Below are 23984 nucleotides of genomic sequence, written 5' to 3' on the forward strand. Positions count from 1 at the left end.
CGACGCGTCGTATCTGCATCCGCCCTTTGCCCATTTGCGGGGAGAGGGAGTTCTCTACCCCAACCCCGCGCGCCGGAACCCTTCCAGATAGTGCTCGCGATCGGCGTCACTGGCCCAGGGCAGCTGCGTTGCGATCCAGTGCAGCGAGATGTTGGGCTGGGTACGGCGGAGTTCGCCCAGCGCCATCTCGGCCAGCGCGCCGTCGCCGGTCATGCCGGCGGACACCGCGAGCACGCGGTAGGCACCGGTGAGGTCGCCGCGATGGCGGATCGCCTCGCGCGCCAGCGCGATCGCTTCGTCGTAATGCCGTTCGGTGAAGCGCGCATAGCCGGCAATGCCGTAATAGATCGCCAGCGACGGATCGCGCGGCGAGAGCCGGATCGCCCTCTGCGCCGCATCGAACGATTCCCCGGAACGACCGGCGTAGGACAGCGCCAGGGCGTAATAGCCCTGCGCCAGCGAGAAGTTCGGGTTGAGCGCGAGCGCCTGCTCGAACTCGGACAGCGCGTCGGAAAGCCTGCGCGTCGAGAAGAAGACGCTGCCGAGCGCGGCATGGGCCCAGGCATCCTCGTGGTCATGACGCACCGCGGCGAGCGCGGCGGCCTCCGCGATCGGCACCGTCGTGGCAAGCTCCGCCCAGCCGAGATGGACGCCGAACATGTGGCTTGCCGCCAGCACCGACAGCGCCTGACCGTAGTTCGAGTCGATCGAAATGGCGCGTTCGAGCAATGCCTGCGCAGCCTTGTGGTCCTGCTGCGTCACTCGCCAGTAATGCGACAGCGCGCGCATCAGCAGGTCCCAGGCATCGAGGCTCGCGGGCGGCTTGCGGTCGGCGCGAAAATTCTCGGCCGCATGGATCTGCGGCTCGATCGCCGCGACGATCGCGTTGGTGATGTCGTCCTGCACGGCGAAGACGTCGACAAGCTCGCGGTCGTAGCGCTCGGCCCAGAGATGGCTGCCGGTGGTGGCGTCGTTGAGCTGCGCGGTGATGCGCACACGGTTGTCGACCTTGCGCACGCTGCCTTCGACGATGTAGCGGACGCCGAGCTCCTCGGCGATCTGCCTGATATGAACCGAGCGCCCTTTGTAGGTGAAGGACGAATTGCGGGCGATCACCATGAACCAGCGCTGCTTCGACAGCGCGGTGAGAATGTCCTCGCTGATCCCGTCGCCGAAATATTCCTGCGCGGGATCGCCGCTCATGTTCTCGAAGGCGAGCACTGCGATCGCCGGGCGGTCCGTCACGGCGCGCACCGGGGCAGGGCCGGGTTCCACCGGCGCAAGCGTCGCTGCCACATCTTCCCGGACTTCGCCGACGAAGCGAAAGCCCTTGCGCGGGATCGTCTTGATCAGCCGCTGCGTCGCGCCGTCGTCGCCAAGCGCCTTGCGCGCGGCATTGATTCGGCTGTTCAGGGCGGAATCCGAGACGATGCGGTCGCTCCAGATCTGGCTGATCAGGTCATCCTTGCTGACCACACGGGCGCGTTGCGCGACCAGATAGAGCAGCAGATCGAACACCTGCGGCTGCAGCGGCACGGCTGCGCCGCTGCACGTCAGTTCCCGCAGGTCGCCGTCGAGCACGTTGTTTTCAAAGAGAAATCGCACGTTTCTGTCGTCTCAAGCAAAAATCAAAGTGGTCTCAGGCGAAAATCAACCGTCCGTGAAAGTCAGGGGGTGTCCGATCCGGCATGGTGCGAACACTAAACAGTGCCGATGCCTCGGCACAACGGAGCGTTCTATGACCCAACTTGATCACCAGCTTCATTCCATCGGCCCGGAGGTTGCGGGCTCACGCATTTTCAAATTCATCGGCTTTCTGTACGGAATTGCGGCATATCTCGTGTTTTTCGTCACCATTCTCTACGCCATCGGCTTCGTCATGGGGCTGGTGGTGCCGAAGACCATCGACACCGGAACCGACACGCCGACGGCCGAAGCCGTCATCATCAATCTACTGCTGATGACGCTGTTCGCCGTTCAGCACAGCGTGATGGCGCGCAAGCAGTTCAAGGCGTGGTGGACGCAGTTCGTCCCCAAGCCGGTCGAGCGCTCGACCTACGTGCTGTTCGCGAGCCTGTCATTGCTGCTCCTGTTCTGGCAGTGGCGTCCAATGCCTGCGGTCGTATGGGATGTCGGAAACCCGGATCTCGCCGTGACGCTGGTCACGCTGTCCCTCGCGGGCTGGGTGCTGGTGTTCGCCTCGACCTTCATCATCAATCACTTCGAATTGTTCGGATTGCACCAGGTGACCAACCATCTCGTGGGCAATGAGGCGGCGCCGCCGCGCTTCAAGACGCCGTTGTTCTACAAGTTCGTTCGTCATCCGATCTATCTCGGCTTCATCATCGCGTTCTGGGCGGCGCCGGTCATGACGGCGGGCCATCTGCTGTTCGCGGCCGTGACCACGCTCTACATCTTCGTCGGCATCGCGCTGGAGGAGCACGACCTCGTCGATCTCTTCGGCGACGAATACCGGCAGTACAAACAACGGGTGTCGATGCTTATTCCCTGGCGCAGATCGGTATAGCCGTAGCATCTTTCCGCCGCGTCCACCGAAAGGAGGACGCGCGGCGGAACCGAAGCGCGTAACGGACGTTGCCGGCCTCCAGCCCTCAACGTCCCTCGGGGTGATTCCCTCCGCTCCGACGCCTCTCCCCGCATCCGCCTTTGCCGGTTTATCGGCGAGCCGGAGCGGGGAGAGGAATTTCAACCTTCATCCAACGGAGACGACCCAATGAAACATGTCGGAAACTGCTTCTGTGGCGCGGTCACAATCGAGGTCACAGGCGAGCCGGCGGCGATGGGCTATTGTCATTGCCGCTCCTGCCGCTCGTGGTCGGGCGGACCGGTGAATGCCTTCAGCCTGTGGAAGCCGGAAGCCGTGCGCATCACCGAAGGCGCCCAGAACGTCGAGACCTTTGCCAAGACGCCGCTCAGCCAGCGCAAATATTGCAAGAAGTGCGGCGGTCATCTCATGACCAACCACCCGCCGCTCGACCTGATCGACGTCTTCACCGCCACCATCCCCACGCTCGCATTCACACCCGGTGTTCACGTCAACTACGCCGAGACGGTGCTGCCGATGCGCGATGGCCTGCCGAAACTGAAGGACTTTCCGGCCGAGTTCGGCGGCAGCGGCGAGATGATGCAGGAGTAGGGTGCACTTACCCTCCCCTGGAGGGGGAGGGTCGATCGCGCGAAGCGCGAGCGGGGTGGGGGATCTCTCCACGCAGGCAGTGTTCATTGTGGAGAGACCGTCACCCCACCCCGTCTCTCATCTTCGCTGCGCTCAGATGCGAGCCGACCCACGGGCGAGCTACGCTCGTCCCGGACCCCTCCAGGGGAGGGTAAACAGCATCACCTCATTCCCGCGCGCCGAAACCCCTGCAGATAGTGCTCGCGATCCTCTGCCCGCCGCATCGGCAGCTCGCGCGTGAGCCAGGCCAGCGAGATGCCGGGCTGGGTGCGTTGCAGGCCCCGCAGCGCGTACGCCGCGAGTTGAGGATCGCCCAACATGCCGGCGGCGGCCGTCAGCACGCGATGGGCGCCGACGAAATCGGCGCGCTGCCGCATCGATTCCCGCGCCATCTGCACGGCGCCCTCATAGTTGCGGCCGATGAACTGGGCATAGGCGGCTACGCCGCAATAGATCGCCGCGAGCGGATCGCGCGGGCTCAGCCGCAGCGCGCGGCGAGCGGCGGCATCGCCGTCTCGCCATCTCCCGGCGTAGCACAGCGTCACGCCGTAGAAAGCGTGCGCCATCGCAAAATTCGGATTGAGTTGCAGCGTCAGCTCGAACTCAGCCAGCGCGTCGTCGAAGCGGCGGCGGAACAAATAAGTATAAGCCAGACCGTGATGGGCCCAGGCGTCCTCGCGATCGGCTTCCACCGCCGCGAGCGCCGCGCGTTCGGCGACCGGCACGGTCATGGCCATGTCGGCCCAGCCCATATGCGCGCCGAAGATATGGCTGGTCGCGAGCAGGCCCAGCGCCTTGCCATAGGCGGGATCGATCGCGGTCGCCTGTTCCAGCAGTCCTTGTGCGGCGGCGTTGTCCTCGCGCGTGATGCGCCAATAATGCGACAGCGCACGCATCACGAGGTCCCAGGCGTCGAGGCTGCCCGGTGGCTTCTGCTGGGCACGAAAGCTTTCGGCGGTATAGAGCTGCGGCTCGATCGCGGCGACGATCGCCTCGGTGATCTCGTCCTGCACGGCGAAGATGTCGGCAAGCTCGCGGTCGTAGCGCTCGGCCCAGAGATGGCTGCCGGTCGAGACGTCGTTGAGCTGCGCCGAGATGCGCAGGCGATCGCCGCTGCGCCGCACGCTGCCTTCGAGCACATAGCGTACGCCGAGCTCGCGCGCGACTTCGTGCATGTGAACGGCGCGGCCCTTGTAGACGAAGGAAGAGTTGCGGGCGACGACGAAGAACCAGCGCAGCTTCGACAGCGCCGTGATGATGTCCTCGCTGATGCCGTCGGAGAAATAGTCCTGCTCGCGGTCGCCGCTCATATTGGTGAAGGGCAGCACGGCGATCGCGGGACGGTCGGGCAGCGCGAGCGCCGCCTGCGGCGCCTGGGCGACACGGCCCGGCTCCGGCAAGGCCGCGCCGCGCTGCGTCTGGACAGCGCCGACGAAACGAAAGCCCTTGCGCGCGATGGTGCGGATCAGCGCCTGGTTGGCTCCGCTGTCGCCGATCGCCTTGCGCGCCGCGTTGATCCGGCTGGTCAGGGTGGATTCGGAGACGCTGCGCCCGTGCCAGATCTTGTCGATCAGCTCATCCTTGCTGACCACCCGGTCGCGGTTCTCCATGAGGTGGACGACGAGGTCGAAGACCTGCGGCTCCACGGCCACGGGAACCTGCTCGCGGCTCAGCTCGCGCCGGTCGGTGTCGAGAAGGTGGTCCCGGAACATAAACTGCACGTCGAAAACTCAACCCTCGCAATGACATCAGGCAATGATGAAATCAGAATGGATTTCGACTCTAAGACTGTGAGTCCGCTGAGCGGCCTGCCGGGTTCACCACGATCGCGTGATGGCTGCTATGCCGTTTTCGGATAGGAATGCAACTTGAATGAGAATGTGGCGGGTCTGGTGCGCGGGCTGCGCACATAGCCCGATCTTGCCGCGCTCACAATTTATCCCGTCCCCCTGAAGTGGCCGCCTTGTCACGGCCCTCGAAGGGCGACGGCCCGGCTGCATCGCGGCCGCTCATCACTTCGAGGCGCTTCGTGCGCCGCCGCGCGTCGCACGCTTCGCATCTCAGGATGACGGGGTGATGGAGCGATGCGCCGTCGTAATGTCGTCGTACGGCATCGAATGTGTGGCGAGCCATGAATGTCCATTGCCGAACAGCGCGGCCCGCGTAAGCTGCTCTCACACAAACGCAAACCATAAAGAAACGCCCATGCCCGCTTTTCCCGCCTCGACGACCGTGCTCGATTCCATGCTGTTCCGCGACGCCTTCGGCACGCCCGAGATGCGCGAAGTGTTTTCCGATGTCGCGCTGGTCGGACGCTATGCCGAGGTCGAGGTGGCGCTGGCGAAGGCGGAGGCGAAGTGCGGCGTGATCCCGCAGGAAGCCGCCGACCAGATCGCGGCGCGGACCGACGTCGCCGCATTCGATTTCGATCTGCTGCGACAGGAGACCGACATCGTCGGCTATCCGATCCTGCCGCTGGTGCATCAGATGGTGAAACAGTGCGGCGAGGCCGGCCGCTACGTGCATTGGGGCGCAACCACGCAGGACATCATGGATACCGCGGTGGTGCTGCAATTGCGCGCCGCGCTCGGGATCGTCGAGCGCGACATCGCCGAGCTGCGAAACATCCTCGCGGACCTCTCGAAGCGCTACCGCGACACGCCGATGGCCGGCCGCACCCATCTCCAGCAGGCGCTGCCGGTGACGTTCGGCTACAAGACCGCGATCTGGCTCGCGATGTTCGACCGCCACGCCGAGCGGCTCGTGCAATTGAAGCCGCGCGTGCTGGTCGGACAGTTCGCCGGCGCCGCCGGAACGCTGGCCTCGCTCGGCGGCAAGGGGTTCGAGGTGCAGGAGGCGCTCTGCGTCGAGCTCGAGCTCGGCGTTCCCGCCTCGACCTGGCACGTCGCGCGCGACGGCTTTGCCGAGGCCGTGAACTTCCTCGCGCTCGTCACAGGCTCGCTCGGCAAGATCGCGCTCGACATCATGATCATGGCCTCGACCGAGTTCGCCGAGGTCTACGAGCCCTTCGTCAAGGGCCGCGGCGCCTCCTCGACCATGCCGCAGAAGCGCAACCCGATCTCCTCGGAGCTGATGCTCGCGGCGTCCAAGGCGGTGCGCCAGCATGCCGGTCTGATGCTGGATGCGATGGTGCAGGATTTCGAGCGCGCCACCGGGCCCTGGCATGCCGAATGGATGGCGATCCCGGAAAGCTTCGTGCTGACCGCCGGCGCGCTGCACCAGGCGAAGTTCGCGCTCGCAGGCCTCATCGTCGATGAAAGGAAGATGAACGACAATCTCGCCATCAGCCGCGGCCAGATCGTGGCCGAAGCGGTCATGATGGGGCTGGCGCCGCAGATCGGGCGGCAGGAGGCGCATGACGTGGTCTATGATGCCTGCCGGCTCGCCAATGAGAAGGGTCTGACATTGGCGGACGCGCTCTCGTCCGACCCCCGCGTCTCCGTCAGGATCGACCGTGCCACGATCGAAGCGCTGACTTCACCGAAAAATTACCTCGGCCTTGCGCCTGCCATGGTCGACCGGGTGCTGAAATCGGCAACGCGTTGAAAACCAAAATGCGCGAAACTCCGTATCTCTCCGTGTCGCAAGGCGCTCGCGCACTTGCGCCTTGCGATGCTAGACTTAGATTGAACGAGAGAGCTTCGGCAGAGGACCCCGCATGATTGATCACCGCAATTCCGCCGTTCCCATCGATCCCGTGAAACTCGACCGGTTGGCCGAGGTGGCGGTGAAGGTGGGCCTGGGCTTGCGGCCGGGACAGGATCTGCTCTTGACGGCGCCCGCGATCGCGCTGCCGCTGGTGCGGCGGATCGCCGTGCACGCCTACAAGGCCGGCGCCGGTATCGTGACGCCGATCCTGTCGGATGAGGAGATGACGCTGGCGCGCTACCGCCACGGCCAGGACAACAGCTTCGATCGTGCCGCCAACTGGCTCTATGAGGGCATGGCCAAGGCGTTCTCCGACAACACCGCGCGGCTCGCCATCGTCGGCGACAATCCGATGCTGCTGTCCGGCGAAGATCCTTCCAAGGTGGCGCGCGCCAGCAAGGCCAATTCGATAGCCTATCAGCCGGCGCTGGAAAAAATCGTCAATTTCGACACCAACTGGAACATCATCGCCTATCCGAGCCCGTCATGGGCCAAGCAGGTCTTCCCTGATGATCCCGAGGACATTGCGATCGGCAAGCTGGCAGACGCGATCTTCGCGGCCTCCCGCGTCGACCGCGAGGATGCGATGGGCAATTGGGCGAGCCACAACGCGGTGCTGCGCGAGCGCACCAACTGGCTCAACGGCCAGCGCTTTCGCGCGCTGCAATATTCAGGTCCCGGCATCGACCTCTCCATCGGGCTGGCCGACGGACATGAATGGGAGGGCGGCGCCTCGCTGTCCAAGAACGGCATCAGTTGCAACGCCAATATCCCGACCGAAGAGGTTTTCACAACGCCGCATTGCCGGCGCGTCTTTGGCCATGTCGTGAGCTCGAAGCCGCTGTCCTACCAGGGCACGCTGATCGACAACATCGCGGTGCGCTTCGAGGACGGCAGGATCGTCGACGCAAAGGCCTCGCGCGGCGCGGAGGTGCTGAACAAGGTGCTCGACACCGACGAAGGCGCGCGGCGTCTCGGCGAGGTGGCGCTGGTGCCGCATTCCTCGCCGATCTCGCAGAGCGGGCTGTTGTTCTACAACACGCTGTTCGACGAGAACGCGGCCTCGCACATCGCGCTCGGCCAGTGCTATTCGAAGTGCTTCGTCAACGGCGCGCAGCTGACGCCGCAGCAGATCGCCGCGCAAGGCGGCAACCAGAGCCTGATCCATATCGACTGGATGATCGGTTCTGCCGAGACCGACATCGACGGCATTCTCGCCGACGGCAGCAAGGTGCCGGTGTTCCGCAAGGGCGAGTGGGCGAAGTAGTCCGCCGCTGCTCGTCATGCCCGGGCTTGTCCCGGGCATCCACGTTCTTTGTGCCGCTAGGCGTGGATGGCCGGGACAAGCCCGGCCATGACGATGATGGTGGAAGGTTCAAGCCCCAGCGCTGGCGTCACGCGCTCTCACGCCGCCGCGTTGCGCAGCATCCGGTTGTTGTCGATGCTGAAGCGGTTGAACAGCGTCGTGAACGGGCTGCCGTCGGTGGCCCGCACGATGACGTCGGACGTGGCGACCGCCTCGTAAAGCGCTTCGATGGGATCGTCCGCATCGGGCAGGTCGAGGCTGCCGCGAATTTCCTCGCGGGCCGCGTTGACGTCATCCTCCTGGTCGAGTGTCGCCTCAAGCGCATCCGCCGCGCGCCGCATCTCTGCGAGATCGCCGCCGGCGGAGAATTTGAGGATGTCCAGCCAGTAGGGGTGGGCGACAAAGAGCTGGATGAAGGCCTCGAACGTGCCGGCGATAATTCCTGCGCGGCCCTCCGATGAGACGTAGAGCACATTCCGCGATGGCAGCAGCACGAAGGTGCCGCCGCAGCCGTCGCTGCCGATCTGCCGGGGGTTTTCGACGCCGTCGATGGTGAACCAGGGCTCATCTTCGGTTGCGAAGGAAACATCGAGGCTGCCGAGCCAGGCGACGACCTCGCCTTGGGCTGTCAGAACCTCCGGGGTGAGGGGCATCGGTGCGGGCTCCTTCGCTGGTCACTTTCGCGCACTTTGTCGCACCCCAGAAAAGATGGGTTCATGTGCGCGAATTTGCAGGCAAATCCCGACGTTAACCTCGTCGCGCCTGCAACTTGCGGCTGATTGTCGGCGCCTGCGTAAGAAAGAATTAAAAACCGGCTACTAGCGTTCCAACATCTTTGGAAACAATCCGGGCCCAGACCCGGCCATACATATTTTATTCCCTGGGGAAGCAGATGTCGCCGTCATTGATTGAAATCAGTAGTTGCAACGTGGATCTCGAGCTGCGGCCGATCGAGCCGTCCTGGATTATCGAAGGCAATCCGGTGTCGCGCTCGCACATCCTGTCGACCAGCGCCGACGGCACCGCCTCGACCATCATCTGGCACTGCACCGAAGGGCGCTTCAACTGGTACTACGACATCGACGAGACGATCATGATCATGGAAGGATCGATCGTGCTCGAAAGCGACGGCATGCCGCCGAAGCGTTACGGCCCGGGCGACGTCATTTTCTTCCGCGACGGCGCGCATGCCAAATGGCATGTCGAAGGCCACGTCAAGAAGATCGCCTTCTGCCGCAAGACCAATCCCGTGATGATCGGATTCCTGATCCGCGTCGTCAACAAGCTCAAGCGGATGTTCGTCTCCGCCGGCGAGCGCCGCCCCGCCTCGCTGTTGGGGGCTGGCTAGAGTTCAAGCATTTTCAAGGACGCTTCCCAGCGGCCACGACGGAAGAGGGGCCGGGACCAACATCCCGGCCCCTCTTCTCGTCATGACGGCAGTTCGAGCCGGTAGACATCGCTCGCCGTCTGCGAGAACAGCGCCGTCTTCTCGGCCTCGCTCAAGGGCGCCGCGATACGCTTGAACGCGTTGAAGATCACCTGGTAGCTGCACTGGCCCTTGTCCGGCGGGAAATTGCTCTCGAACATCGCGCGCTTGGGGCCGAACGCCTCGATGCAGGTCTCGACATAGGGCCGCCAGGCCGCGGCAAGCTCCTCGGATGACGGGGGCTTCGCGCGCAGATGGAAGTCATAGCCGAGCAGGCACATCGCGAGCCCGCCGAGCTTCACCGAGACGTTCTCGCACTTCGCGATCTCCTGGATCGAGGCGCGCCATTGCGGAAACACCTCTTCGCGCCGCCCGGCGAAGCGACCGACGCCGGCCGGGCCGCCGCAATGGTCGAGCACGATCCTGGTGTCGGGAAAGGCGCGCGCGAGCTCGGTCAGCTCGCCGATCTGCGGGTGAAACAGCCAGGCATCGAAGCTCAGGTTCAGCGGTGCGAGGCAGGCAAAGCCTTTGCGGAAAGTAGGATCCCGCAACAACCCCTTCGGCCGATTGGCATACATGCCGGCGACGACAGGGTCTTCGTCCCAGGCCGAGGAATGCCTGATGCCGCGGAAGCGGCCGTTGCCCGCCGCGATCTCGGCTTCCAGCACCGGCTTGGCGGCATCGCCGAGCAACAGGTTCACGTGGCTGACGATGCCGGCGCAGATCGCGGCCGTGCCGTAGCCGCCGCTTGCGCTCATGGCGGCGACGCCGTTGGCGAACTCGACTTCGCCGACCGGCCGGAATGCCTCGGGCCCGTGCGCGCGATACATCGAACGGCAGTCGACATAGACGGTGGCGATGATGTTGTGCCCGGAGGCGATATCGGCCGCCATCTCCTCGATCAGATAGCGCTGCCCGCGATCCCAGAGATGGTGATGAGGATCGACGATCGGCCGCAAGGGATCGATGATCTCCTCCTGATATTGCGCGAGCCAGTCCTCGCGCGGCTCGACGAATAGCCCGCTCGTGTTGGCGGGCACACCGCTTGCAGCCATCGGCATTCGCTCCCTTTATTTTTTGTGGGGGGAGCCTAGCACCTCGTCTTCGCATCCAGCTGCGCGTGCTGCGCAACCGCACCCGTCATCGCGAGCACAGCGGCGCCGTCGTTAGCCCTTGCGCCGCTTCGCCCTCACATCGACCACAAGCCGCCAATCGGCGGCGGCTGCCGGCTTCACTTCGCCGAGCCAATGGAAGGAATCATCGGTAATCTTTGTGAAACTCCAGCGTGTCAGGTCGCCCGCATCGGTCGTACCTTCCTGCACGATGTCCGCGCCGCGCGGGCGGCCGATCTGCTGGCGGAACACGCTACGACCGGGATCGAACCAGGAAATCCGCCATGCGGAAATGGAGGGGTCGTAGACCCGTAGCGTCGTGCCGTACCAATTGCCGGCGATCGGAAACGCCGGCGCAGCCGCTGGGCGAGGGATAATCCAGACATCCTGAACGGCGCGGCCTTCCAGCACCCAGCCGAAATGGATTTCGCCGGGCGCGGTGTGCGTGGTTCCATCGGGGCCATGAGCGGTGATCCCGGCATCCCAGTCGCCGACGAAGCGGCCATAGAGCTGGAGCGCCGCCGCGTGCTCGGGGTTCGGTCCGTCCGCGTACAAAAGTCTGGCAAAGTCTGTCATGTCGATCTCCCGTCGCGAGGAGATCAGCACGACCGAACGGCAATCGACTTGGAGAAAATTGCGCGTCACACGCCGTCGAGGATGATCACCGTCGGCGTCGTCGGCAGCGCGTCCCGCGACATCCGGAAGGAGCGCTCGCTGCGCCGGTCGATCTCGAACTGCCGGCCGATGAGGTGCATGAACTCGTCGAGCGGGGTGGCGAAGCGATGCATCGGCAGCACCACAGAGGCGCGCAGCCGCTTGGTGATCTCGGAGACGCCGTCGAGCGACATGGTGTAGGTGCCGTCGATCGGCACCATCACGATGTCGAGCCGCCCGATCTGGGCGAAATGGGTTTCGTCGAGCTTGTGGTGGAGATGGCCGAGATGGCCGATGCAGAGGCCGGCGACCTCGAAGATGAAGATCGAATTGCCGTCGCGGATCATGTCGGTGCCGGAATCGTCACCGAAATAGCGGCGGATGTCGGTTGTGACGTTGCGGATGAAGGTGTCGCCGATGCGCTCCGACACGACGGCCGGCTTGCCGTCCTCGCCCCAGCCATGCAGCACATGGGGAATGCGCTTGTCGGGAAGTAAAGAGTAGTGGGTGCTGTGCGCCCGGTTCATGGTGACGATATCGGGCAGACGTCCGACCTGGTAGGCGCCGCTGTAGTCGGTCGCGATGCGCAGGCCGCCCGGCGTGTCGATGAAATAGGTGGAATGGCCGGCATAGGTGATCTGGACTTCAGCCGAGCCTGCGGCCTGCCGGAAGGCGGCCGGTATTGCGCGGGGCGCGCCGTTTGCCATCGCCAGGCATTCGCTCCGCTGAGGTGGCTGCTGGGCGAGAGCAGGAGAGAGGAATGCGCCGAACAGCGCCAGAGCCGCTGAAACCAGTCGCCGCATGAATCCGTCCCCGATGACTTCGGAAGAAGTCTAGCGTGCAATGCAGCGCGTGGCCAATAGGCCGCGATCAACAGCGCGTCAGTGTCGCAGCCCTACTCACGGCGTTTAGTTGCGCCTTGGGCTGAACTTCCAGGTGATGGCGATGAGGCCCGCGGTGATCAGGCCGCTGATGAGGCCGGCAAGCGGCAGCGCGAGCAGCAGCGCCGCGCTGGCGGCCCAGCCGATCGAGGAGAAGGCTTCGGCAAAGGTTGCGAGCCGCGACGAGGTCTGGCGGCGGCGGAATTGGCTGCGCCGGGCCTGCACCCGGAACCAGAGCTGGATCGCAGTCGCGGACGCCGCGCTGATGATGACAGCCGCGGCACTGACCGCGGCCTGGAACGGTGAGGCGAAAGCGAGTGCCGCGATCAGCGGGCAGAAGATGGCGGCGATGGCGATCAGCACGACCTCGATCTTGGCGCGGATGACGCTGGACGGCGTCAGCGGTGCGGTCGCAACCAGGTCGGGCGCGTCCTCGCCCGAGATCGTCAGCCAGGCGAGCCCGCCCGCGAGCTGTCCTGCCGCCATCACGATGACGGGTGTGATCAGCGTCAGCGCAGCGGAGCTGTCGGCAAAGTTGCGCCAGAGCAGCAGCGCCGGCGGCACCAGATAGAGCAGCTGCATCAGCGTCTGCGAGATCAGCCAGGGATCGCGCCAGAGCAGCGAAAATTCCTTGCGCCGCAGCGCCTGTTGCCGCGATCCGCCGCGGAACGGGCGCTGTTTCGCGGCCTTGCTGCCGGAGGCGCCGTAAGCGGCGGCATCGATCGCGGTGTCGGCAAAGCGGTGCGAGAACATCGCCATGACGCTGCCGAGCAGCACGAGCCCGAGCGCCAGGAGCAGCAGCAGCGCCTCGCTGTCGCCCATGGTCGCCCGCGCCGGCCACCACCAGATGCTGTCGACGTCGGGCGCGTAGGCGGCGAAGCTGCTCGAGGTCAGGATGGTGAAGCGCGACAGCGTGCCATAGGACATGATCGCGGCGACCTGGAGCGCGATCACGAAGCCGGCGCCGATCATCGCGGCGAGGACCTGGGCGACGAAGCGCGTGCGCGCCGGGCCGATCAGGCGGAACAGCAGGATGGTGACGGCGATCGCGATCGCCGCGGCCGAGAGGCCCATGGCGATGACGACGCCGAACGCCGCAAGCCAGCGCGCGCCGCCGCCGATCACCAGCACGTCGATGAACGGCGTCGAGAACAGCAGCGCCATCACGGTGACGGCCAGTGCGATCGCGGCGATGCGCACCGAGAACAGATTGGCCAGCGTCGCGGGCGAGGACATCATCAGGTCGAGATCGGCGCGGGCGTAAAACACCCGCGTCACCGATTCGATCGCCTGAGACAGCATCAGCGTCCAGGCCAGAAAGATCGTCGCCGAGATCACGATCAGCGAGGATTTGTCGAGCGGCAGCTGCAGGTCGGCGAAACGGCCGATCACAGCCCAGGCCGGTACGTGTAGGAGGGCCGCGAAGAACAGCAGGCCGATCATTGCAGCGCGCGCCCGCTTGCGCCGCCCGCCGGTCATCATGGCGAACCATTCGCGCCAGGCGAGCCGGAGCTCGTGGCGGGCAAACCAGGAGAGCGCGGTTGCCGAGCTCATGCGGCTTCCGGAAGCGTCACCAGCGCGATGAAGAGATCTTCCAGGCTGGTGTCGGCATGGCCGTTCTGCTGGCGCAGCTCGGTCAGCGTGCCCTCGGCGACCAGACGGCCCGAGGCGATCACGCCGATGCGGTCGGCCATGCGTTCGGCCACCTCGAGAATATGCGTGGTCATGATGACCGTGCAGCCGGCGCGGACGCGCTCGCTCAGCAGCCCCTTCACGTGGCGGGCGGAAACGGCGTCGAGGCCGGTCAGCGGTTCGTCGAGGATGATGAGGCGGGGATCGTGCACCAGCGCGCCGGCGAGAGCGACCTTCTGGCGCATGCCCTTGGAAAAGCCTTCGCAGCGTTCGTGCCGGTGCGGCTCGAGCCCGAGCGAGGTCAGTAGGTCCTGCGCGACCGGTTCCGAGGCCGACGGCGCGATGCCCCAGAGCCCGGCGACGAATTCGAGGTACTCAAGCGGCGTCAGCTTGTCGTAGATCATGGGCTCGTCGGAGACCCACGCCATCAGCTGCTTGGCGGCGACGGGATTTGCGAGCGCATCGATGCCGAAGATCGAGACCGCGCCGGCATCGGGCCGCAACAGGCCCGCAACCATGCGCAAAGTGGTGGTCTTGCCGGCGCCGTTGGGGCCGACCAGCGCATAGAATTCGCCGGCGTGAATGGTGAGATCGAGGCTGTCGACCGCCAGACGGTCAAAACGCTTCGTTAACCCCAGGACTTCCAGCGCCGATCTGTCCGGCTTCATGACGGCCACACCATCCGGTTTTGCATCGCTCGCGACCATGATCCCAAGATGTTTCGGCACCGTGAATATACGGCCCCCAAATTCCGCCATCCGGTTGCTACTAATGGCAAGTCACCGTTTGTTGACAGCGCTGGACGGTTCAGGCTGAATTGCTGCCGGGACAAATGGCGCTAACGCGGCGAAACGACCGCGTAGCGACTGGACACAAGATGCAGCAAGGCGGTCGCGAAGAGCCGCTGTTGTATCGGGAGGTTGCGCGGCGATGCTGGATTTCGTTCAGCAGCTGGTCAGCGGTGTTGCGCTCGGTTGCGTCTACGGCCTGATCGCGCTCGGCTTCGTGCTCGTCTACAAGGCCACCGAGGTCGTCAATTTCGCCCAGGGCGATTTGATGATGCTGGGCGGCTTCTTCGCCTTCACCTTCATCGGCATGATGGGACTGAACTACTGGATCGGCTTTGCCGGTGCGGTGGCGGCCATGGCGCTGTTCGGCATGCTGGCGGAGCGCGTGGTGGTGCGGCCGATCCTCGGCTATCCGCAATTCTCCATCATCATGGCCACCATCGGCCTCGGCTATTTCCTGCGCTCGGTCGCCGGGATGATCTGGGGTACCGACGATCTGAAGATCGAGACGCCGTTCAGCCACGGCGTGCTGCGCGTCGGCTCGCTGGTGCTGGCCTATGACAAGCTCTCGGTGATCGCCGCGACGATGATCCTGTGCGCGCTGCTCTGGCTGTTTTTCAACAAGACCACGCTCGGCACCGCGATGCGCGCCAGTTCCGAGAACATGCTGGCGGCCTATTACATGGGCATCCCGGTCAAGCGCGTGGTGTCGGTCGTCTGGGCGATCAGCGCGGCGGTCGCGACCTGCGCCGGCGTGCTGCTGGCGCCGATCACGTTCATCCATTCCAATGTCGGCCTCGTGCTCGGCCTCAAGGCGTTTCCCGCCGCAGTCCTCGGCGGCTTTGGCTCGATCCCCGGCGCGGTCGTCGGCGGCGTGCTGATCGGCGTGATCGAGAGCATGGCCGGCTTCTATCTGGCGGAGGGCTGGAAGGACGTCGCGCCCTATCTCGTGCTGCTCGCCGTACTTCTCTTGAAGCCTGAAGGCCTGTTCGGCCTTCACGTCCGCAAGAAGGTCTGAACGCCATGCGCTTCCTGTTCAAGACCGACTATGAGGACGACATCAAGCTGTTCCCGCATTCCGGCTACGTCGTCTCCTACGGCATCCTGCTCGCGCTGCTGCTGATCGCGCCCTATGTGCTCTCCAGCTATCTGATGAGCCAGCTCGTCTTCGTCTGCATCTACGCGACGGTTGGCGTCGGCCTTCTGATCCTGACCGGTTTTACCGGGCAAGCCTCGCTCGGCCACGCCGCGTTCCTCGCGATCGGCGCTTACACGGCGGCATACTTGCAGAAATATAACGTGCCGTTCCCGGTCTATTTCCTCGCTGCCGGTGCCCTGACCGGGTTGATCGGCGCGATGGTCGGCTTTCCCGCCCTGCGTCTGACCGGCATCTACCTCGTCATCGCCACCATCTCCTTTGCCCTGATCGTCGAGGAGATCCTGGCCCGCTGGGAGAGCGTCACCAACGGCAACGAGGGCATGCGGGTCAAGACCCTGTCGCTGCTCGGCGTCACGGTCCCGCGCGACAGCCCGACTTTCTATTTCCTCTGCCTGGCCGTGCTGGTGTTGACCATCGTCGGCACGCTCAATCTGCTGCGCTCGCCGACGGGGCGCGCCTTCGTCGCGATCCGCGACAGCGAGACCGCGGCGCGCAGCATGGGCGTCAACGTCGCGCTGTACAAGGTGAAGTCCTTTGCGATCTCGGCGGCGATCACCGGCTTTGCCGGCGTGCTGTTCGCGCACAAGCTCTCCTTCATCTCGCCGGAGATGTTCACGCTCCAGCTCTCGATCGAGTTCATCATCGTGATCCTGATCGGCGGCACCTTCAGCCTGCACGGCGCGGTGCTGGGCGCGATCTTCATCGTGATGATCGACCCGTTCCTGACCTATCTGAAGGACGACCTGCCCGGCATCATCGCCGGCATTGCCGCGACGTTCGGGGCGGGTCCGGCGACTGCGGGCAATATCCAGTCGAAAGTCGCGGCGTTCGCCTCGCTCAACGGATTGAAGGGTGCGATCTACGGCATCATCATCGTGCTGTTCGTGCTGTTCGAGCCGCTCGGGCTCTACGGCCGCTGGCTCAAGATCAAGCTCTTCTTCCAGCTGTTTCCGCTCTACAAGCGCGCCACCTTCAAGCGTCAGAAGATCTACGTGAAGTCGGAGCGCAACCGATGAGCTACTTTCGCGCGGAGAACCTGTCGCTGCATTTCGGAGGGCTGAAGGCGGTCGATGCGGTATCCTTCGCGGTCGAGAAGGGCGAGATCCTCTCGATCATCGGACCGAACGGTGCCGGCAAGAGCTCGATCTTCAACCTGATCTCGCGGATCTACCGGCCGACCACGGGCCGCATCTTCTTCGAAGACCAGGACATCACGGAGCAGCCGCCCTACGACATCGCCAGGCTCGGCATCGCGCGAACCTTCCAGAACATCGAGCTGTTCGAGAACGCGACCGTGCTCTCCAACCTCCTGGTCGGCCGCCACCGTCACTCGACCACCCGGCTCTGGCAGGAGCTGCTGTTCCTGCCGAGCGTGCGGGCGAACGAGAAGGTGCATCGCCGCAGGGTCGAGCAGGTGATCGAGTTCCTCGATCTCGAACCCTATCGCGACAAGCTGATCTCCGGCCTGCCCTATGGCGTGCGCAAGGTGATCGAGCTCGCACGCGCGCTGTGCTCGGAGCCGAAACTGATCCTGCTCGACGAGCCGTCCTCCGGCCTGAATGTCGAGGAGACCGGCGACATGTCTTTCTGGATCCGCGACATGAAGAACGAGCTCGGCGTCACCGTGCTGATGGTCGAGCACGACATGTCGCTGGTCAACCGCGTCTCCGATCGCGTCATCGCGCTGAACTATGGCCGGGTGCTGGCGATGGGGTCGCCCGCCGAGGTGCAGCAGCATCCCGATGTCGTCGCCGCGTATCTGGGAGCCTGACGCATGGACGCCGCCGTCACGCCCGACATCATCCTGAAGCTATCCAACATCGAGAGCTATTACGGGCCGATCATGGCGATCCGCGGCATCTCGCTGGAGGTGCCGCGCGGCCGCATCGTCACCCTGCTAGGCGCCAACGGCGCCGGCAAGACCACGGTGCTGAAGACGATCTCGGGCATTCTGGATCCGCAGAAGGGCACGATCGAATTCATGGGCAGGTCGATCCAGCGCATGGAGGCGGACCGGATCGTGCGGCTCGGCCTCAGCCATGTGCCGGAGGGGCGCGAGGTATTCCCGTTCCTCTCGGTGCGCGAGAACCTGATGATGGGGGCGTATCCGCGCCGGGATCGTGATGGCGTCGCGGAGGATCTGGAGCGCGTCTACGGCTATTTCCCGCGGCTGAAGGAGCGCATCAACCAGCCGGCCGGCCAGCTTTCCGGCGGCGAGCAGCAGATGCTCGCGATCGGGCGCGCGCTGATGAACCGGCCGACCTTGCTGCTGCTCGACGAGCCCTCGCTCGGCCTGTCGCCGCTGCTGGTGAAGGAGATTTTCACCATCATCCGCCGCGTCAACGAGGAGCAGGGCATGTCGATCCTGCTGGTCGAGCAGAATGCCAAGGTGGCGCTGGAGACGGCGCATTACGGCTACGTGCTGGAGATCGGCCGCGTCGTGATGAACGACACCTGCGACCGCTTGATGCATTCCCAGGACATTCAGGAATTCTACCTTGGTGCCAAGGAGGCGGGCGCACGAGGCGAGCGGCGCTGGAAAAAGAAGAAGACTTGGCGCTGAAGATTTGGCGCTAGGAGAAGGCGTTAAATGGATTGGCCCATCCGCAACAACAGACCGCCGGCAAGGCAGGCAGCGGAGGGGAGAGCGACAAGGAGGAGACGCGCATGGCCCGACCGGCGGTGCTGACGGTCGCTGATACGATCGCGAAGAGCTTCTTGCGCGCCGCCGAGACGCGGGGCGACAGGCCGGCTATTCGCGAGAAGAAATTCGGCATCTGGCAGCCGACCAGCTGGCGCGAGTGGCTGGAGATCTCGAAGGAGATCGCCTACGCGCTTCGCGCCTCCGGCTTTCTGCCCGGCGACGTCGCCTCCATCATCGCCAATGCCGTGCCGGAATGGGTTCATGCCGACATGGGGATTTTGTGCGCCGGCGGTGTTTCCTCTGGAATCTATCCGACCGATGCATCGTCCCAGGTCGAATATCTGGTCAACGATTCCCGGACCAGGGTGATCTTTGCAGAGGACGAGGAGCAGCTCGACAAGGTGCTCGCCTGCCGCGCGCGCTGTCCGTCCCTGCAAAAGATCATCGTGTTCGACATGGAGGGCCTCAGCGGCTTCTCCGACGACATGGTGATGTCGCTCGACGAGTTCCGTGCGCTCGGCCGCAACCACATGGTCGGCCGCGAGGAGCTGTGGCAGGAGATGATCGACAGCCGCAGCGCGGACGACCTTGTCATCCTCGTCTACACCTCGGGCACCACCGGTCCGCCCAAGGGCGCGATGCACGCGAACCGCAGCGTCACGCATCAGATGCGGCATGCCAACGATTTCATCTCGGCGCGGGAGGACGAAGACCGGCTGATCTTCCTTCCGCTCTGCCACGTCGCCGAGCGGGTCGCCGGCTACTACATCTCGGTCGCACTCGGCTCGGTGATGAATTTCGCCGAGAGCCCGGAGACGGTGCCGGACAATCTGCGCGAGGTGCAGCCGACCGTCTTCTTTGCGGTGCCTCGCGTCTGGGAGAAGTTCTATTCCGCGATCACCATCGCGCTGAAGGACGCGACGCCGCTGCAGCAATGGGTCTATCGCCGCGCCATCAAGGTCGGCTATCGCATGGTCGATTGCCGGATCGAGGGCAGGGCGCCGCCGCTCTCGCTGCGCATCGCCAACGGCATCGCCTACCGGCTCGCGTTCCGCAACATCCGCCGCATGATCGGGCTCGACCGCTGCCGCATCGCGTTCACCGGCGCTGCGCCGATCGCGCCGGAGTTGATCCGCTGGTATCTCGCGCTCGGCATCGACATGCACGAGGTCTACGGCCAGACCGAGAATTGCGGCGTCGCGACCATGATGCCGGCGGAACGCATCAAGTTCGGCTCGGTCGGCACTGCCGTGTCCTGGGGCGAGGTCGCGCTGTCGCCCGATGGCGAGATCCTGATCAAGGGCGACTTCCTGTTCATGGGCTATCTGAATCAGCCCGAGAAGACCGCCGAGACCATCGACCATCGCGGCTGGCTGCACACCGGCGACGTCGGCACCATCGACAACGAAGGCTTTGTCCGCATCACCGACCGGATGAAGGACATCATCATCACCTCCGGCGGAAAGAACGTTACGCCGTCCGAGATCGAGAACCAGCTCAAATTCTCGCCCTACATCTCGGATGCCGTGGTGATCGGCGACAAGCGGCCCTATCTGACCTGCCTCGTGATGATCGACCAGGAGAATGTCGAGAAATTCGCCCAGGACCACGACATCCCCTTCACCAATTATGCGAGCCTGTGCCGCGCGGCGGAGATCCAGGACCTGATCTGGCGCGAGATCGAACGGGTCAACGGCAATTTCGCCCGCGTCGAGACCATCAAGAGATTTTACCTGATCGAGCGCCAGCTGACCCCGGAGGACGAGGAGCTGACGCCGACCATGAAGCTGAAGCGCGGCTTCGTGAACAAGCGCTACGCTGCCGAGATCGAGGCGATGTATCGCCAGCGCGCGGTGGCGTGACGAGCCTGCCAGTTCGAGAAAGCGAAGGAGCTGTGGCCCCCGCCCTTCGCACCATACGGGCCCAAAGGAGAGGAGACGTCAATGTCGAAATCGTTCAGTACGTTCGGCCTTGCTGTGAGCGCCGTGGTGCTCACCTGTCTGCCGGCCGCGGCGCAAACCAAGGTCACCAACGATGGCATCTCGGCATCCGAGATCGTCATCGGCACCCATCAGGACCTGTCGGGGCCGATCAAGGGCTGGGGCGTGCCGGTCTCGAACGGCATGAAGATGGCGGTCGAGGAGATCAACGCGGCGGGCGGTGTCCAGGGCCGCAAGATCAAGCTGGTCGTCGAGGACTCGGGCTACGATCCGAAGAAAGCGGTGCTGGCTTCGCAAAAGCTGATCGAGCGCGACAAGATTTTCGCGATGGTGGGTCCAATGGGATCGCCGACCGTGCTCGCTGCGCAGGATATCTTGCTCGACGCCGGCGTGCTTCAGCTCTTCCCGCTGACGGCGGCCGAGTTCACCTTCAAGTTCGATCCGGCCAAGCCGCAGGAGAGGCTGAAGTTCAACAACCTCCTGCCCTATGTCGAGAGCACGCGCGCAGCGCTCAAATACATGATAGAGGCAAAGAATTTCAAGAAGCCGTGCATCCTGCATCAGGACGACGAGTACGGCAAAAACGTGCTCGACGGCTTCAACCAGCAGCTCACCGCCATGAAGCTGCAGCCGGCCTCGATCACGAGCTACAAGCGCGGCGCCTCCGATTTCAGCGCGCAGGTCGCCAAGATGAAGTCCGACGGTTGCGACCTCGTCGTGCTCGGCGCGGTCCTCCGTGAGCCGATCGGCACGATGGGTGAAGCGAAGAAGCTCGGATGGGACGTCACCTTCCTCGGCGCCACGCCCGTTAACGTGCTCGAAGTGCCGGCGCTCGGCAAGGAAGTGGTGGAAGGCTTGTATTCCGCCTCGAACTTCGAAATTCCCTACGAAGACACCGCGAAGGGAAAGGTGAAGGACTGGCTCGTCAATTACAAGAAGATGTTCAACGCCGACGCCAACACCCAGGCGATCATCGGCTACAATGCGGTGATGACGTTCGCGCATTATGCCAACAAGGCTGGCAAGGATCTCACTGGCCAGAAGATGCTCGACGCGCTGGAGTCCGGCGACAAGTTCCAGGATATCTTTAATTCGCCGCCGACGGTGTTCTCGAAGACCAACCATCTCGCCACCACCGTCACCCAGGTGCAGCAAGTGAAGAACGGCCGCTGGGTGCTGGTGAAGGATAATCTGATGTTTTGATGGCTTCGCTCTTGCGGCGCTGACGGTGCACCCTCTCCCCTTGTGGGAGAGGCTGGCTTCGCGTGAGCGAAGCCGGGTTCGGGGTCTCTATCCTCATGAATGGTCGTGCGAGTGGAGAGAACCCCTCATCCGGCGCGCACGATGTGCGCGCCACCTTCTCCCACAAGGGGAGAAGGAAGAAAGCACGCCACGGGGAGAACCTACGATCCCCCGCCCGCCGTCCCCGAATTCACCGGCGCGAGCTCGTCTTCCCGGCAGCGCCAGCCGTCGGCGGCTTTGACGAAAGCGAAGGTCCGCTGGATTCTCAGGCGGCGCGTGACGTTGAAGGCTTCGCCGGATCGCTCCTTGCTGCCGAGGCCGGGCTGTGGACGGCCCGTCCTGGGGTCCCAGCAGGTGCCGGTGCAGGTGGATGCGACCTTGCTGCACATGGTGAAGGGCGCCAGCACGACCATCTCGATCTCGCCCGTGACCTGCGCCTCCTGGTCGGTCACCTGGCTGTCGAGCGCGTAGACGCGGTTGATGCGGAGGAAATTGCCGCACGAATTGGCGGCGTGAATCCGGGCGGCGCAGAAATCGACGGCATCGGTGTCGGGCGAGCGGGCCGCGACCTGCCGGCCGAACACTTTCTTCGGATCGCCCTTGGCGGCGGCGATCTCCTCGGTCTTGCGCTTCAGATGGTCGGCGAGACAATCTTCCGCGGACGAAAGCTCGGCAAGCGGCACGTTCTCCTTGCCGACGAGATTGCACTTGCGATCGCGCTCCCTCGTCCATCGGCCGTATTCGGCGAAGGCAAAGCGGGCCGCGGTCGGATCCAGCCTGCCGATCAGGCCCAGCACCTGGCTGTTGAGCTCGGTTTCGGTGAGCGCCAGCGACGGGTCCGCGCAGATCAGCGCGCCCGCGGCCGTGTTGGCCGCGAGACAGTCGAAATCGGGATCACGCACGATTGCGGCGCGCTCTTCGGTGACCTTGAGAAGGCACGCCTTCACGCGGTCGAAATCGTCGGTGCGGATTGCGGTCTGGCCGACGATGCCGCAGCCGAGGTTGCGCTGTCGGATCCAAATCGCATTCTCCTCGATCGCGGGCAGGCGATCGGGCAGGCGGGCGAGCCGCGCCTCGATCGCCGTGCCGAGCTTCTCGGCGGCGGCGGCCAGCTCGGCGTCACCGCAGATCAATTGATTGCCGGGATCGCGGATCTGCTGGCAGTTGTTTCGGGCAAATAGCGGCAGCCTGTCGGCGATGGAGCGGTCGGACGGGCCCGATTGCGCGGAGCCTGGTGCCGCCGGCAACACCAGCAGCGCAAGCACAGACAGCACGATGAACCGCATTCCAGTCGCCCCCGCAAAGGCGCCATGCTAGCGCCCCGGATCGCGCGGCGAAACGGCTTTGTGGCGTGACGGTTTACGTGAGACCCGTAGCCCGGATGGAGCGAAGCGTAATCCGGGAGCGGTGCGCGTCGTGAAAGTCCCGGATTTCGCTTCGCTCCATCCGGGCTACAAGAAAATCAGTGCGCCTCGGGTGCGGCCATCGACAACCGCACCGGTTCGTCGACATATTTCATCACGGCGGATTGGTAGAGCACGAACAGCGGCTGGTAGGTCTGGGCCGCGTCGTCCTCGACCATCGCCATGCGGCGGTTGTCGAGCATCAGCCAGTGGCCGCCGAGCTTTGCTGCGGCAACCGCATGCTCTTCGCCGGCCCTGACGTCACGCACCACGACGATGCGGAGGTCCTCATTGGCAACGCCGGCGAGCCGCAGCGCGGCCAGCTTGGCGATGGCATAGTCTTCGCAATCGCCGGCGCCCCGCGCGAAGGTCGCGAGCGGCGAGCTCCAGACGTCGTCGGCGCCGTCATTGGCGGCCCGGATGGCAAGATTGATGGCGCGATTGGTCTCACCCAGCTTCGCGCGGCCGTCGCGGCTGCGGGCCTGGTCGACGATGGCGATCAGCTTGAGCGCCGCGGGCGACGCGCAATTGTCCCGGTCGCCGTCGCACAGCGCGAGCTGCACCATGTCGTCGTCGAGCTTCTGCTTCAGCGCGAACCATTTCTGCTGGAGGCTGCCGGACGAGATGGCGAAGGCGAACACGCCGAACGGCTCGGCGGATCTGCGCACGAGGACGCCGGCTCCAGGCGACAGCAGCGTGCCGGCGCGGAGCTCGGCGGCCGATCCGAGCAGGATCAATCCGCACAGCACAAGGACAGCGCGCCAGGCGCGCGAGCGAGCAGCGGTCTCCATCTGACATCCCCTTCCGGCTTCGCCAGGTCCCCCTCGACCTGGTCGTGCCGGGCTTTGTTGCTTTCGCGGAGATAGTGCGAGACGGGCCGTTTTGTTCTGCTTAACGCGCCCGGCAGGGGTCCCAAAACCGTGGGACAGGCT

21 protein-coding genes are annotated in these 23984 nt (G+C 64.6%); 11 read left to right on the top strand and 10 right to left on the bottom strand.

Annotation, left to right across the window (positions count from 1 at the left end):
- Nucleotides 1-54 precede the first annotated feature (54 nt).
- Entirely contained in the window at nucleotides 55-1605 is a 1551-nt protein-coding gene (locus AB7Z56_RS04535; RefSeq protein ID WP_208089065.1) for a winged helix-turn-helix domain-containing tetratricopeptide repeat protein, read from the bottom strand.
- A gap of 133 nt (nucleotides 1606-1738) precedes the next feature.
- Between AB7Z56_RS04535 and mddA the strand changes: the two genes are divergently transcribed.
- Both mddA and AB7Z56_RS04545 read left to right on the top strand, forming a co-directional pair.
- Complete coding sequence (gene mddA, locus AB7Z56_RS04540) at nucleotides 1739-2527, top strand: methanethiol S-methyltransferase (RefSeq protein ID WP_063980801.1); 789 nt, start codon at nucleotides 1739-1741, stop codon at nucleotides 2525-2527.
- A 207-nt stretch (nucleotides 2528-2734) separates the two neighbouring features.
- A complete protein-coding gene (locus AB7Z56_RS04545; protein WP_028148676.1) occupies nucleotides 2735-3157 on the top strand; it encodes a GFA family protein in 423 nt (140 codons plus the stop codon).
- A 200-nt stretch (nucleotides 3158-3357) separates the two neighbouring features.
- On the opposite strand, the gene AB7Z56_RS04550 is transcribed toward AB7Z56_RS04545, so the two are convergent.
- A complete protein-coding gene (locus AB7Z56_RS04550) occupies nucleotides 3358-4917 on the bottom strand; it encodes a winged helix-turn-helix domain-containing protein (protein WP_063980802.1) in 1560 nt (519 codons plus the stop codon).
- Nucleotides 4918-5401: 484 nt separating this feature from the next.
- On the opposite strand from AB7Z56_RS04550, the gene pcaB reads away from it, so the two are divergent.
- Together pcaB and AB7Z56_RS04560 are read left to right on the top strand one after the other, a co-directional pair.
- Nucleotides 5402-6763, top strand: a complete 1362-nt coding sequence (gene pcaB, locus AB7Z56_RS04555) for a 3-carboxy-cis,cis-muconate cycloisomerase (RefSeq protein ID WP_063980803.1) — start codon at nucleotides 5402-5404, stop codon at nucleotides 6761-6763.
- 112 nt (nucleotides 6764-6875) lie between these two features.
- Nucleotides 6876-8132 carry an aminopeptidase gene (locus tag AB7Z56_RS04560; protein WP_063980804.1) on the top strand — a complete coding sequence of 419 codons (1257 nt, stop codon included), beginning with the start codon at nucleotides 6876-6878 and terminating at the stop codon, nucleotides 8130-8132.
- A gap of 137 nt (nucleotides 8133-8269) precedes the next feature.
- On the opposite strand, the gene AB7Z56_RS04565 is transcribed toward AB7Z56_RS04560, so the two are convergent.
- Complete coding sequence (locus AB7Z56_RS04565; protein ID WP_063980805.1) at nucleotides 8270-8824, bottom strand: hypothetical protein; 555 nt, start codon at nucleotides 8822-8824, stop codon at nucleotides 8270-8272.
- Between the two features lie 239 nt (nucleotides 8825-9063).
- Between AB7Z56_RS04565 and AB7Z56_RS04570 the strand changes: the two genes are divergently transcribed.
- Nucleotides 9064-9519, top strand: a complete 456-nt coding sequence (locus AB7Z56_RS04570; protein WP_063980806.1) for a cupin domain-containing protein — start codon at nucleotides 9064-9066, stop codon at nucleotides 9517-9519.
- Nucleotides 9520-9599: 80 nt separating this feature from the next.
- On the opposite strand, the gene AB7Z56_RS04575 is transcribed toward AB7Z56_RS04570, so the two are convergent.
- The 5 genes from AB7Z56_RS04575 to AB7Z56_RS04595 form a co-directional block, all read right to left on the bottom strand.
- Nucleotides 9600-10652, bottom strand: coding sequence for an amidohydrolase family protein (locus tag AB7Z56_RS04575; protein ID WP_063980807.1), 1053 nt, complete (start codon nucleotides 10650-10652; stop codon nucleotides 9600-9602).
- 111 nt (nucleotides 10653-10763) lie between these two features.
- Entirely contained in the window at nucleotides 10764-11285 is a 522-nt protein-coding gene (locus tag AB7Z56_RS04580; protein ID WP_063986059.1) for a hypothetical protein, read from the bottom strand.
- A gap of 65 nt (nucleotides 11286-11350) precedes the next feature.
- Entirely contained in the window at nucleotides 11351-12166 is an 816-nt protein-coding gene (locus AB7Z56_RS04585) for an MBL fold metallo-hydrolase (RefSeq protein WP_063980808.1), read from the bottom strand.
- 105 nt (nucleotides 12167-12271) lie between these two features.
- Complete coding sequence (locus tag AB7Z56_RS04590) at nucleotides 12272-13798, bottom strand: hypothetical protein (protein ID WP_063980809.1); 1527 nt, start codon at nucleotides 13796-13798, stop codon at nucleotides 12272-12274.
- Complete coding sequence (locus AB7Z56_RS04595; protein ID WP_063986060.1) at nucleotides 13795-14544, bottom strand: ABC transporter ATP-binding protein; 750 nt, start codon at nucleotides 14542-14544, stop codon at nucleotides 13795-13797. Before AB7Z56_RS04595 ends, AB7Z56_RS04590 begins: the two co-directional genes overlap by 4 nt.
- Before the next feature lie 262 nt (nucleotides 14545-14806).
- Between AB7Z56_RS04595 and AB7Z56_RS04600 the strand changes: the two genes are divergently transcribed.
- From AB7Z56_RS04600 to AB7Z56_RS04625, 6 genes are all read left to right on the top strand, one after another.
- Entirely contained in the window at nucleotides 14807-15682 is an 876-nt protein-coding gene (locus tag AB7Z56_RS04600) for a branched-chain amino acid ABC transporter permease (RefSeq protein ID WP_014498442.1), read from the top strand.
- Between the two features lie 5 nt (nucleotides 15683-15687).
- The gene (locus AB7Z56_RS04605; RefSeq protein WP_028148665.1) at nucleotides 15688-16839 is read left to right on the top strand and encodes a branched-chain amino acid ABC transporter permease; all 1152 of its coding nucleotides are present in this window, start codon (nucleotides 15688-15690) and stop codon (nucleotides 16837-16839) included.
- Complete coding sequence (locus AB7Z56_RS04610) at nucleotides 16836-17594, top strand: ABC transporter ATP-binding protein (RefSeq protein WP_063980810.1); 759 nt, start codon at nucleotides 16836-16838, stop codon at nucleotides 17592-17594. Before AB7Z56_RS04605 ends, AB7Z56_RS04610 begins: the two co-directional genes overlap by 4 nt.
- Nucleotides 17595-17597: 3 nt before the next feature.
- On the top strand, nucleotides 17598-18386 hold the full coding sequence (locus AB7Z56_RS04615; protein ID WP_063980811.1) for an ABC transporter ATP-binding protein: 789 nt from the start codon (nucleotides 17598-17600) through the stop codon (nucleotides 18384-18386).
- A 104-nt stretch (nucleotides 18387-18490) separates the two neighbouring features.
- Nucleotides 18491-20329, top strand: coding sequence for an AMP-dependent synthetase/ligase (locus tag AB7Z56_RS04620; RefSeq protein WP_063986061.1), 1839 nt, complete (start codon nucleotides 18491-18493; stop codon nucleotides 20327-20329).
- Between the two features lie 81 nt (nucleotides 20330-20410).
- Nucleotides 20411-21610, top strand: coding sequence for an ABC transporter substrate-binding protein (locus AB7Z56_RS04625; RefSeq protein WP_063980812.1), 1200 nt, complete (start codon nucleotides 20411-20413; stop codon nucleotides 21608-21610).
- Between the two features lie 200 nt (nucleotides 21611-21810).
- Here AB7Z56_RS04625 and AB7Z56_RS04630 read toward each other — a convergent pair whose 3' ends face one another.
- Both AB7Z56_RS04630 and AB7Z56_RS04635 read right to left on the bottom strand, forming a co-directional pair.
- A complete protein-coding gene (locus AB7Z56_RS04630) occupies nucleotides 21811-22935 on the bottom strand; it encodes a lysozyme inhibitor LprI family protein (RefSeq protein WP_063980813.1) in 1125 nt (374 codons plus the stop codon).
- A 176-nt stretch (nucleotides 22936-23111) separates the two neighbouring features.
- Complete coding sequence (locus AB7Z56_RS04635) at nucleotides 23112-23843, bottom strand: transglutaminase-like cysteine peptidase (RefSeq protein ID WP_063980814.1); 732 nt, start codon at nucleotides 23841-23843, stop codon at nucleotides 23112-23114.
- Nucleotides 23844-23984 lie beyond the last annotated feature (141 nt).

The sequence above is a fragment of the Bradyrhizobium sp. 482_C4_N1_8 genome (assembly GCF_052075965.1).
GTDB lineage: Bacteria > Pseudomonadota > Alphaproteobacteria > Rhizobiales > Xanthobacteraceae > Bradyrhizobium > Bradyrhizobium barranii.